This is a genomic window from Prevotella conceptionensis 9403948 (genome assembly GCF_000312305.1).
Taxonomy (GTDB): domain Bacteria; phylum Bacteroidota; class Bacteroidia; order Bacteroidales; family Bacteroidaceae; genus Prevotella; species Prevotella conceptionensis.
Genome location: NZ_HE999443.1, coordinates 347,232 through 360,128, shown reverse-complemented (window position 1 = coordinate 360,128; position 12,897 = coordinate 347,232). Strand labels below are relative to the sequence as shown.

Annotated in this window: 6 protein-coding genes and 1 tRNA gene; 6 read left to right on the top strand and 1 reads right to left on the bottom strand. The window is 48.7% G+C overall.

Annotation, left to right across the window (positions count from 1 at the left end; genetic code table 11):
* The first annotated feature begins 343 nt into the window (after window positions 1–343).
* From BN93_RS01265 to BN93_RS01235, 6 genes are all read left to right on the top strand, one after another.
* The gene (locus tag BN93_RS01265; protein ID WP_019186542.1) at window positions 344–2,011 is read left to right on the top strand and encodes a formate--tetrahydrofolate ligase; all 1,668 of its coding nucleotides are present in this window, start codon (window positions 344–346) and stop codon (window positions 2,009–2,011) included.
* Between the two features lie 172 nt (window positions 2,012–2,183).
* A complete protein-coding gene (locus tag BN93_RS01260) occupies window positions 2,184–2,681 on the top strand; it encodes an SMI1/KNR4 family protein (protein ID WP_019186541.1) in 498 nt (165 codons plus the stop codon).
* Window positions 2,682–4,010: 1,329 nt separating this feature from the next.
* Window positions 4,011–4,081 (top strand) — tRNA-Gln (locus BN93_RS01250).
* Between the two features lie 559 nt (window positions 4,082–4,640).
* Entirely contained in the window at window positions 4,641–6,959 is a 2,319-nt protein-coding gene (locus BN93_RS01245; protein WP_019186538.1) for a TonB-dependent receptor, read from the top strand.
* A gap of 304 nt (window positions 6,960–7,263) precedes the next feature.
* Window positions 7,264–9,153, top strand: coding sequence for a GH32 C-terminal domain-containing protein (locus BN93_RS01240; RefSeq protein ID WP_044259351.1), 1,890 nt, complete (start codon window positions 7,264–7,266; stop codon window positions 9,151–9,153).
* Window positions 9,154–9,331: 178 nt separating this feature from the next.
* Window positions 9,332–11,515: an alpha-galactosidase gene (locus tag BN93_RS01235; protein ID WP_019186535.1), complete on the top strand. Its 2,184-nt coding sequence runs from the start codon at window positions 9,332–9,334 to the stop codon at window positions 11,513–11,515.
* 157 nt (window positions 11,516–11,672) lie between these two features.
* On the opposite strand, the gene BN93_RS01230 is transcribed toward BN93_RS01235, so the two are convergent.
* Window positions 11,673–12,812, bottom strand: coding sequence for a tetratricopeptide repeat protein (locus tag BN93_RS01230; protein ID WP_157462584.1), 1,140 nt, complete (start codon window positions 12,810–12,812; stop codon window positions 11,673–11,675).
* Window positions 12,813–12,897 lie beyond the last annotated feature (85 nt).

Here is a 12,897-nt window from a genome sequence, read left to right as displayed (position 1 = left end):
CAGCCGTAGGTCTCAATATATAGCTTTTTCATTACGTTTGTTGTAGGAAAAGTGTGTTAGGCTATGCCTAACCGTTGTTATCGTGGTGCAAAGGTACTACATTTTTCGGGAAATAGGGTAGGCCGAAGGGCAGAAAGTGATGCCGTTGCATGTGTTGCCGCCTCCCCTCTCCTCTTCACCGTTGTGGTTGGTACTGTGCACCTTACCCATCCTCTGCATGTACAAAATGCACCTTTCGTTGTCTTTTTATTGGCAAAACGCTTGGCTGTTGCAAAAAAATAACCTAAATTTGACCCAGAGTTAAATCAATAAGATTATTACTATACTAACGCTTTACACATCTATGAAGACAGATTTCGAGATTGCCCGTGAGGCTACACTGTTGCCTATTAACGACATTGCCGCGAAGGCTGGCATTTCTGCCGTTAAGTTAGAACCCTATGGCAAACACATCGCCAAAGTTCCATACACGCTCATCGACGAAGAGCGCGTAAAGAAATGCAACCTCATCTTGGTTACATCCATTACGCCCACCAAAAGCGGAAACGGTAAAACCACGGTCAGCGTGGGCTTGGCCCTGGGCATGAACCGCATAGGGAAGAACGCCGTGGTTGCTTTACGCGAACCCTCGCTAGGCCCATGCTTTGGCATGAAGGGGGGAGCAGCTGGCGGTGGATATGCACAGGTGTTGCCGATGGAGAAGATTAACTTGCACTTTACGGGCGACTTCCACGCCATCACTTCGGCTAACAACATGATTGCTGCCCTGCTAGACAACTATATTTACCAACACCAAGACGACGGGTTCGGCATGAAAGAGGTGTTGTGGCGGCGCGTTCTCGATGTGAACGACCGTAACCTGCGCACCATCGTTACGGGATTGGGCGGAAAAACCGACGGCATCGTTACCGAAGGGGGCTTCGACATCACGCCCGCCTCGGAGATAATGGCCATCTTCTGCCTCGCAACAAGCGAAGAAGACCTGCGCCGCCGCATCGACAACGTGCTGCTGGGCGTAACGCTGCAAGGCAAGCCCTTCACCGTTAAAGACCTGGGTGTGGGCGGTGCCATCGTTGCCATCCTGCACGATGCCATCCATCCCAATATGGTTCAGACCATCGAGAATACGCCGGCCTTTATCCACGGCGGTCCCTTTGCCAACATCGCACACGGCTGCAATAGCGTGCTTGCAACTAAAATGGCCATGACCTTTGGCGACTATGCCATCACGGAGGCGGGATTCGGTGCCGACTTGGGCGCAGAAAAGTTCTTCGACATCAAGTGCCGAAAGGCGGGCATCTCGCCCAAACTAACCGTTTTGGTGGCTACCGCGCAGGCGTTGAAGATGCACGGCGGTGTGAACGAAAAGGAAATAAAGGAGCCTAACGTGGAGGGCGTGCGCCGCGGATTGGCCAACATGGACAAGCACATCGCCAACATGCAGGCCTTTGGCCAAACGGTGGTGGTGTGCCTGAACCGCTTTGCCACCGACACCGACGAGGAATTAGACGTCGTTCGCCGCCATTGCGAGGAACTTGGTGTGGGCTTTGCGCTCAACACGGCCTTTGGCGAGGGCGGAAAAGGGGCGGAAAACATCGCACGATTGGTGGTTAAAACCATCGAGAAGAACCCCTCTGAACCGCTGCGTATGCTTTACGACGATGCCGACGACATCGAAACGAAGGTGCGTAAGATTGCCCAAAACATATATGGGGCAAACAAGGTGGTGCTGAAACCTGCCGCCAAGAAGAAGTTGGCGCGCATTAAGGAACTGGGCTTAGAGCATTTCCCCGTGTGTGTTGCTAAGACGCAATACTCGTTTTCGGAGGATGCGAAGGCCTACGGACTGCCTACTAACTTCGACATCACCATCCGCGACTTTGTTATCAACACGGGTTCGGAAATGATTGTGGCTGTTGCAGGCGACATCATGCGCATGCCTGGCTTGCCAAAGAGTCCACAAGCCGAACGCATCGACGTCGTTAACGGCGTAATCGAAGGCTTGTCGTAGTCTTAACGAAGGTGGGTTCCAAGTACATTTAATGTGCATCTTGGAACCCACCTCGCTTTTTTTAGTGTGCACAAGCAGGGTTTTCGTTGTTGAATTATACGTGCCTATGTCAATGCTTTTAAGTACAGCATGCAAGAAACAATAGGCAAAGTAATAAAAGAAGAAGTAAAAAATGAACTTATTTACCGATAACAGATTGTTATATGAAGGCAGGGACTCTCGGCTTTCCGAAGAAAAAATAAGGCAGGCTTTGGGAGTTGATGGTAATAAGATCAATAGTTTCATTCAATTTTATCTCATGTTTGATGGTGTCTTGTTCCCAAAGCAGGCAATGATGTTTAGGCATGCGTTTTATTCTATTGAAAAGGGGGATTGGGATAAAATAGAAATAGGATTCTTTTTAAAGCTTGATGATATCGTTAAGGTTAGGAATCTTCAATTACAGGATGACGCTCAGCTAGATTATTTTGTCCAAACCCATATCCCCTTTGCTGATGATGGATGTGGTAATGATATTTGGATAGAGGTTTCAACGGGGATAATTAAAGCACTTTATCATGAGTATTCATTGGAAGAAGGATTGATAATGGTTGCTCCTAGCTTTGATGTTTTCTGTTCTTCTTTAGAAAATTGGGTGCTTAATAGTAATACGCAACGTACTACCATATAAAAACATATTTTAGTGTCCCGAATACATCAACCCGTCAACTTAAAAAATCACCTCCGCATTAACTCGGCAATTCACAAACCCATCAACACCCAAACGCCCATACTTATAAACTCATCAACTCAAATAACTCATCAACTCAAATAACTCCCAAACTCATCAACTTATCAACTTATCAACGCAAATAACTCACCGGCTGAAAACTTAAAATTTTATCTTTTGTTTTACAAATGCACTCTAAATTTCACTCCGTTCTAGCGAAAAATTAGGCCGTAAAGTGGGTAAATAGTCACTATTTTTAGTCTTTCACGCCTTTTGTTTTGTCTGTTTTTAGGAGCGAAACCTGCATTTTGCACCATTTTGCCTTTCTAGTTTGGTTGCCAACTCAAAATTTCTCAAGCCCAATTACGCACATTTAGCCCCTAAAATCCCACTTTTTAACGGTCGTTTTGCCCTTTTTGACCATGTTTTTGATGGTTCTGAAAGGTTTTATTTATACTATTCCTGTGTATTTTTATGCTTATCTCCTTGCATTTAGCACCAAAATGCACTGCATTTAGCATCAAAACGCACAGCATTTGGCACCAAAACACACTGCATTTAGTAGCAAATGGCCTCCAAAAGCATGCAAATGGCGGTCTTTTGAAATAAATATTCATTTTGCCGCATTCACAAGCCCCCCCTTTTTGCATCAAAACGAACCCTCGCGAGAATCGATTTTTTGGGGCAAGTGGGTGAGGTGGTGGATAAAAAGGGCAGCCATAGTGTTAAAAGCTGTACGGAAAAGCAGACAAAAAACGAGGCGGTGGCAGGCGGGTTAATGAGTTTCAGGCATTTGGCTAATTAAGCTAGCGGGGCTAGTTTATCTTATCTAGCTCTTCTAGTTCTCCTAGTCAGACGGGTCAGACGGGTCGGACAGGTCTGACAGGTCTGACAAGTCCGACCAGTCGGACCAGTCCGACAAGATTTACTAGAATTTCTAGTAATTAGCCCAGCAAACCGCACACGTTCATTTGCAGATACGGTCGCACTTGTCATTGACAAGTAACAAGTTAACGAGTTAACAAGACTGGTGGCGCAACCTTTCTTTCACCTTCGCCAGTGGACAAGTAGATAAGTTGACAAGCGAGCAAGGCGCAGCCATCTTTTCACCTTTTCAATTTTTCACCCTTTCACCTTTAAGGGCGCAGCCATCCTTTCACCCTTTCACCCTTTCACCTTTAAAAGTCCTTTTCGCCCCTTCTTCTCCACATTTTTTGCCCATCAAGCATAAAAAAGTTGGGTTAAAATTTGGTGGCATGCCCGAAAACAAGTACCTTTGCACCCGTTAATTGTCCCATGGTGTAATGGTAGCACTACAGTTTTTGGTTCTGTCAGCGGTGGTTCGAGTCCATCTGGGACAACCTTAGAAGAGGTTCTTTCGAAAGAGAGAGCCTCTTTTTTGTTGTATATGGACACTAAAAGCACGCCGTTCTCAAACCCCAATCGATTCATTAGTCAGCTTATCAAATATCTTAAGTTGTTTTCATCTCTTCCTGCTCATCTTTCGTTTGCTTGTCGGCATCCTACCCATCCATAGCCATAAATAAGGCGGCTCTCCTTCATAAAACGGCCGCTTTATCGTTGTTTCATGCCTAGGAAAAGAGCACTTTATCGCCATAACAAGGGGCAAATATACGTGCAACGTTTGTTCTAAACCACCCGAAACATTCACCTAAACGTCATATTTTATGTTGTTGGACATAAAATGCACGTTTCTTTACACACTTTATTATAAATAAAACCTATCTTTGTAAAAAGGTTGTATTGAGCTATAAGCTAAGTGCACCGCAGGTATCCGGTGCCCACACGCCTTGGGAGAGAGAGTAAACCAACCCCGCATGCCTCACATCCAATATCCGCCAAAACGGTATAAGGCAGGGTTCTACCAGTCTATCATCAACATCTAAACAATATCTATCTATGCAGCAAAATGTTTTGGAAAAATGGCTTTTGGCGGCGTTTGCCATCACGGTGCTAACATTGCCCGTAACTGCGCAAGACAAGACGCAGGCAAAAAAGCAAAAAGAGAGTCAATCAACCACAAGTAAGGAAGAGGGGAACCGCAACGTAATGCTCAACGCCGCCAGTGCAAACGGGCCACGCGAGATACAAATTGGGCTTCCTTCGGCCGACGTCAATGTGCTTGAAAACGGCCTGCCAGTAACCTACGCCACCAATCCGCGGAGTGTTAACTCGCTGTGGCGAGCCGATGCCAGTTTAGAACATCAAGGGTTACTCAAAATTGCAGAAACGGCTATAACTACAGGTAACATTGGCTATGCCGTAAATTCGTTCACCCGTATGGGCGAAGAGGGGTTCAATGGACTGCTAAACTACAAGACCAACCACTTTGGACTACAAGAGATTTCACTCAACCTGAACGGCAGTTTGGGTGCAGGATGGTTTTACAGTGCCAGCATGTACCAGGATTTCGACCCAGGAACGTTTAAGATTAAGTCGTCGCAACTGCAAGACCGCACGCAGATTTACAAGGCTTCGCTCACCAAGCAGTACGCCGAAGGCCGCGGAAAGTTCACCGCGATGTACGCTTACAGCAACAGCCATCCCGTTTATACCTACGCCACACAGTCGGCTCCGTTCTACTATGTGGGCGACGGCAGCGTGCGCGAGTACGGACAATTCAAACTAGGAACCACTTCGTACCTACCAATTGAACCCAACATCACCTATCGCGACATGCGCACTGGCCAGCTAAAAGAAACGTCCATGTACGATGCCATAGCCAACCGTTCCAGTCAGGTGTCGCTTATCAACAGCCTAGACCTAGGTAAAGGGTTGCTGTGGAAGTTTGCAGCGCGTTTCGATCACGGCCATGCGGCATTGGTTTATCAAACCCCCATGTCGCTCATCAACCGCGCAGCATCGCCAACCTACAACTTTATGTATCGCGACATCAGCGGGAACGAAGTGAAATATATGGGCGAATACGTACAGACACGCATGTCGTGCCTCAACTCTGGCGATGTGAACGAGTTGTTGCTAACCACCGAACTGAGCAAGAAGTTGAGCAACTCCACGCTGCGCCTTGGGCTAAACGAATGGTATTACCACGTAGATTACACCTCAAACACCTCGATGTATGCCCAGAGTGTGCCCTCGGATGGCGACTATGCGCTACGTCTTTTCGACAAGAATCAGGGCAATTCCGTATTTTACGACTATAATAAGAATGCCTCCGAGTTTTACAATGGCTACGAGAACAAGGTGGCTTTATACTTCACGCACGACTGGGACCCAACGCCAAAGCTCAATCTTTATTATGGCGCACGCATCGAAATGCAACACCTAAAAGGCGAAAACCTAGCCGTGAAGAACACTACGGGCGATTATGTTGGACGCTTTGCCAACTATTATAATGGCGCTACGGCACCCGACGGCACCAAGATTACGCCCACTCCACTGGATTACAACTGGCTGAACTACGACCTTGCTGTGGCCGCCACCTATAAAATTACTCCCAGCTTTGGCTTTACAGGCGACTTCACCTACATCGTTCAGCATCCCAAGTTCGAGGCTTTCTCGCCTGCAACGCTGCCCAATACCGAGCGAATTTCCGTTCCACTCGGCCGTGCCGGCATATATTTCAACAACTCATGGCTGTCGTTAACATCGCTGTTCTCGTATATCTCGAAAACCAACAACAACTCTACGCTGAACCTTCAGCACAACTCAGAGATTATGGCAGCTCCGCTTACCTACGACATACAAACCATCGGCTGGACCACCGACATCGTCGCTCGCCCCATCAAGGGTCTAGACGTACACTTCCTCTTTACTTATCAGAGCCCCACATACAAGAAATACGAAACGTCGGTTAAGTTTTCCGACGGCTATGTGGGAAAAATCAATGCCACTGGCAACACCGTGGCCGAGATACCTAACGTCATTGTGGAGTTTGATCCCAGCTATATGATAACACCCGACATCAAGCTGTGGACTAGTTTCCGCTATTTCAGCAAGACCTACGCCAACATCAATGAGGCCTATTACTTCAATGGCCGCTGGGAAACCTTCGGCGGAGTGAACTGGCAAGTGAACCCCAAACTATCGTTAGGATGCACTGTTGTGAACTTCCTTAACCAAACAGGAGCCAAAGGAAGCATTGCCGGAGCAGAGCTTACAACCAAAGACGAGGCCTCGAAGTTCAGCAACACGCTGATGACTGGCAGCTATCTGCGCCCCTTTACCATCGAATTCAGTGCCTCGTTAAAGTTCTAGGCAACACCCATCTGGCGTGTTTAGCCACAATCGGTCGGCTAGGGCCTGTACAGATTTCCTTTGATTGTTGAGTATCTTGTCTGTCTTATTTTTGAAGGCGTGGCCTGCTACGTCGAGAGAATAAGACAGGCAAGACGCCGACAAGCAGGTAAAAGATGAACAGGAAGCGATGAAAACAACCTAAATAATTGATAAGCGATACAACGACCGATTGGGGTTTAAGCCAACCACATCTGCCCAAAACGCAGCATAGGTATATGCAAATTCCATTGGTTTCATTACCCTCACACAAAGCAATTCCACAATGAAAAAGATATTCGCAACAGCCTTGTTGGCATCCCTAATCATTATGCAAGCACAGGCACAAGCTATAAATGTAAAACAAAAGGGCGACACCACCATCATTACGGTAGAGAATTCGCCCAAGTATCTCATCCTACCCGTTGAGGAAGACATGCCCGAAGCACAGGTCATGCTCGACAACGGCCGCTCTACCGACACATGGATGGACATACGATTGGCACAATCCAAAACCGACTACGAAGTGCCTTTCGCCCTAAACGAGGGCCAAACGTCGGTGGTTAAGATGCTCAACGTAAAGCCTTCGGCACTGGTTTTGAAACCTGGCTCTATGCGCTTGGCCAACGAATGGAACGTAACCAACACCGATTTCTATCGTCCGGCCTACCACCACACGCCTGCTTACGGCTGGATGAACGACCCCAACGGCATGTTCTACAAAGATGGCGTCTATCATCTCTGCTACCAATACAACCCCTATGGCTCTAAATGGGGCAACATGCACTGGGGGCACGCCATTAGTACCGACCTTGTACACTGGAAGCAAGTGGCTCCTACGCTGGCACGCGACCCAATGGGGCACATTTTCTCTGGCTCGGCCGTGGTAGACAAAAACGGCACGGCAGGATATGGCAAAGATGCCGTGGTGGCACTTTATACCTCGGCCAGCGACAAAAACGGCCAAATACAATGTATGGCGTACAGCACTGACGGGGGATACCACTTCAACAAATATGAAGGGAATCCCGTTCTCCGGCCGTTTGATGGGCTTAAAGACTTCCGCGACCCCAAAGTATTCTGGTACGAGCCAACTAAACAGTGGTTTATGATTGTGTCTGCCGACAAGGAAATGCGCTTTTACAGCTCGCCCAACCTGAAAAACTGGAACTACATAAGCGCTTTCGGGCATGGCTACGGTGCACAGCCCAACCAATTTGAGTGTCCAGACTTCTTCCAAATGCCTGTTGAAGGGCAGCCGGGAAAAAAGAAATGGGTGATGATTGTCAACATCAACCCGGGTTGTTTATTTGGAGGAAGTGCGACAGAATACTTCGTTGGCGATTTCGACGGCACCAAATTCACTTGTGACACGCCGCCATCAGTGGCCAAATTCTTAGATTACGGCAAGGACCACTACGCAACTGTGTGCTTTTCCAACACAGGAGAACGCACCCTTGCGCTAGCTTGGATGAGCAATTGGCAATATGCCAATGTTACGCCCATCAAGCAATATCGCGGTGCAAACACACTGCCACGAGAGCTAAAACTATTTGAGAAAGGCGGACAATACTACTTGGCGTCTAACGTTGTGCCCGAAGCATTGGCCATGAGGCAAATGGAACGTCAGCTAAACGTGGGCACAGTGCCCAATTCGCGCGTGATAAAGGGCATATCCAATACCGAAGACAATGCCTTCGAACTAAACATGGAGGTGACACCTGGGCATGAGGGCATCGCCGGCATCGAGCTTTTCAACGATAAGGGCGAAAAGGTAGACATCTATATCGACCTGAAGAAGAAACGATTGGTGATGGATCGCACCCGAAGTGGGCTTACCGACTTTGGCAAAAAGGCCGTTCCGCACGACATAGAGAAGGCTTACGACCAACACGAACACCGCGAAGTGAAAGAACCCATGCGAAAACGAAACGCCGTGAACTATCAAAACGACTTCGCACTGGGCACTTGGGCGCCGCTAAGCCTGTGCCAAGGCAAAACGTATAGCGTGGATGTGTGGGTGGATAAGTGCTCAATTGAAATATTCGTAAACGGTGGGCGCATCTCCATGACCAACCTCGTGTTCCCCACCAAGCCTTACACCAACGCACGTTTTTACGCTAAGGGCGCACCTGCAAAGTTTGCTAACGTAAAAGTTTACCGTATCTCCCTGTAATAAGTAAATGAGCTTTTGCGCTGATGGGCTAAAAACCAGTAGGCATTTTGGCTTGTAAGCAGGCAAGTTGCATGTAACACTGCACTTGTAGCAACCAGGCTGTTGCCTTAACTCCAAGGTTCAACTCATCAGCTCAAAACTCACCAACTACACATTCAAACCCACATAAACGCAACAAATGAAACTCCCCAAACTCCTCGTATTGGCCATATTGATGCTCATCGGCGTGGCCGCAGACGCCAAGAACATCATTTCGATACACACCGATAACGTACAACTGGTGCTGGAAGTGAAACCGAACGGGCGGCTCTACCAAGCTTATCTAGGCGAAAGGCTCAGCGATGCAACGCCCCTCGACCAGCTTTTTATGCCGCGCGCCAATCAAACCTCGCCCATGTGGGCAGGCTCTGAGGCGTACCCCGTTATGGGAACAGAAGACTATTTTGAACCTGCACTGCAACTTACCCACAACAACGGCAACCCCACTTCGGTGCTTAAATACGTGTCGCATACGCAAACCGCGCGCAACGGAGCCACCGAAACCGTTGTGAAACTGCGCGATGAAAAGTACCCCCTAAACGTTAATCTGCACTATTTGGCCTACGCTAAGGAAGACGTTATCTGCCAATGGGCGGAGATTAGCCACGGCGAAAACAAGCCAATAAGCCTGGGCCGCTATGCCTCTGCCATGCTCTATTTCGAAGAACCCACGTATTATCTAACCGAGTTTAGCGGCGATTGGGCGCGCGAAATGCATATGAGCCAAACCCAATTGAACTTTGGACGCAAGACGATAGACACCCGCCTGGGCACACGGGCCGCCATGTTGGCCTCCCCTTTCTTCGAGGTTGGCCTTGGCTCGCCCGTTTCCGAGAACCACGGTAAGGTGCTAATGGGCACCATCGGTTGGACGGGGAACTTTCGTTTTACATTCGAAGTAGACCACAACAACCAGCTGCGCATATTGGCAGGCATCAATCCCGACGCCTCAACCTATACGCTCGACCGCGGCAAAACCTTTCGCACCCCTGAGTTTATCTTCACACTAAGCACCCAAGGAACTGGGCAAGGCAGCCGCAACTTTCAGCGTTGGGCCTTGAACCACAGGTTATATATGGCGCAAGAAGACCGCATGACGCTGCTTAACAATTGGGAAAACACCTACTTCGACTTCGACGAACAGAAACTGAACAACCTCTTTGGACAGGCCAAAAGCCTAGGGGTAGACCTCTTTTTGCTAGACGATGGATGGTTTGGCAACCGCTATCCGCGCAACGACGACAAAGCAGGGCTGGGCGATTGGCAGGCTAATCGCGCCAAATTGCCTGGCGGAATACCGGCCTTAGTGAAAGGGGCGAACGAGCAAGGTGTGGACTTTGGCATCTGGATTGAACCCGAAATGGTGAACCCCGAAAGCGAACTGGCACGCAACAAACCACATTGGATATTGCGTTTGCCCGACCGCGAGACCTATCTTTTCCGCCATCAGCTGGTGCTAGACCTAACAAACCCCGAAGTGCAAGACTTTGTTTTCGGCGTGACAGACGGACTAATGAAAGAAAATCCCAACATCAAATTCATGAAATGGGATTGCAATAGCCCCATCACCAACATCTTTTCGCCCAACCTTAAAGCGCGACAAGGCAACCTATACGTTGACTATGTACGCGGACTTTACGCCGTTTTGCAACGTGTTCAAGCCAAATATCCCAAGCTTTACATGATGCTTTGTTCGGGCGGAGGTGCACGTTGCGACTTCGAGGCCTTGAAGTATTTCACCGAATTTTGGTGTTCAGACAACACCGACCCCGTAGAACGCATCTACATTCAGTGGGCTTTCTCGCACTTTATGCCTGCAAAGGCCATGTGTTCGCACGTAACCGACTGGAACAAGACGGCCTCTGTGAAGTTCCGTTTAGATGTCGACTTCTCTTGTAAGTTGGGTTTCGATCTCGACCTCAAACATCTTTCTCCCAACGATTTGGCTTATTGCCAAGCTGCAATTAAAGAGTACAACCGACTTAAACCCATTATCTTCGCCCCCAATCTTTATCGTTTGGTATCGCCTTACGAAACCAACCACTGCGCCCTGATGCGCGTAAACGACAGTCGAACGCATGCCCTACTCTTCGCCTACGACCTACATCCGCGGTATAACGAAACCATCATCAACACCCGTTTACAAGGTTTAGACCCCACCGCCACTTATCGCGTGCGCGAAATTTGCCTCATGCCAGGGCAAGAAAGCCGACTGTCTTTCCACAACCAAACCTTTACGGGCGACTACCTACACAAGGTTGGACTTAAAGTTTTGGGCGGAAACCAGCTCGATAGCCGCATTATCGAATTGGTAAAAGAGTAGTAAGGGCTGTCAGACTAGTCAGGCAAGTCGAACAAGACAGAGCCGTCAGACGAGCCGGAGCGGTCGAACCAGTCAGACTAATCTGACCACTCCGACTCCTCCAACCATTCAATGAAACTAGTCAAACCGGTTTTCAGCACGCTTTCTACGCCGTGCCTCATCGTCGTTGCTTGCTCAGAACTCGTTTCGCCTCGTCTATCAGTTTACGGTTATTCTCCGTATCTTTTAGCAAAACGGATTTCTCCAAGAAACGTTTATACCACATCCGTTCCCTCTCAAAATCTTTCACTCCGCCGTACATTTGCGCGATGTTATAATAAGCGGTGGCATCGTCTGGGGCGTATATGGCACTGATTTCCAAGTAACGGGCGGCGTCCTTATACTTATGTGCAAGAAAATAGCCCTCGGCCACCTCTTTATACATCAAGGCCAGCGCGCCACTGTCTGGCCGAATCAGGTCGATGGCCTTCATGATATAGGCCGCGCCGCGTTCGCAATAGCCCGAAGCGATGCACACCTTGCCCAGATGATGTAGCGAAACATGGTCTTTCATGTCCTTGTATTCCGCGGCGCGTAACAGGTTTTCGTAAGCCCTGCGCATGTCTTGCAGTTCTTCGTACGACACGCCCAGCACAAAAGCCGACTCGTAATTGCTGAACCCATTGGCATCGAGCCACAAGTATCGGCGCACCGCCTCCCGATAGTCGCCCACCAGATAGGCGGCATAGCCATACTGTCTAACCACGTGCAGGTTGGTGGAATCTTCGTTCATGTAGGCCTTGCACAAGGTCATGGCCCGTTCAGGCTTGTTGTTCTCGCTGTAATACGCAGCCAGCGACACCGTTAGTTCGCCATCCATGGGGTTCATGGTAACGGCTCGTTCGCCGTAATAGGTTAACGAATCGTCGCGCCCCACGTTCTTGTAAGCGAAATAAAGGGCGCGAACGTCGGCATATTCAACGCTATCGGGCTGAATGCTGCGCAAAAGAGCGGCACATCGAAGACTGATCCCCAACCGCTGATAACAACCAGCCAGTTTGCGCAACACATCGTAAGCAGGCAAGCTGTCGTTCAACAGCCGAAAGTATCGCGCGGCATGATAATAGTCGTATGCCCTTACGCAACTGTCGCCCTTGGCTAGCATCGTTCTTCTAAAACCATTGTCCACCTGCCTACCCATTACATTTGGAATGCTGAAAAACAAAGCGAAACACAGACACAAGCACAGGCGCGAATGCCAACACATACCGCAGTGCCCAAGGCCTAGCACACATAATTGGTTATTTTCATTCTTCATATCATGCTCTCTTTAGTTTTGTTGTCTAAATGGAATTATTTCGTAAACTGTCAATCGGATTATGCAGTCGTGTCCGCTAATCGTG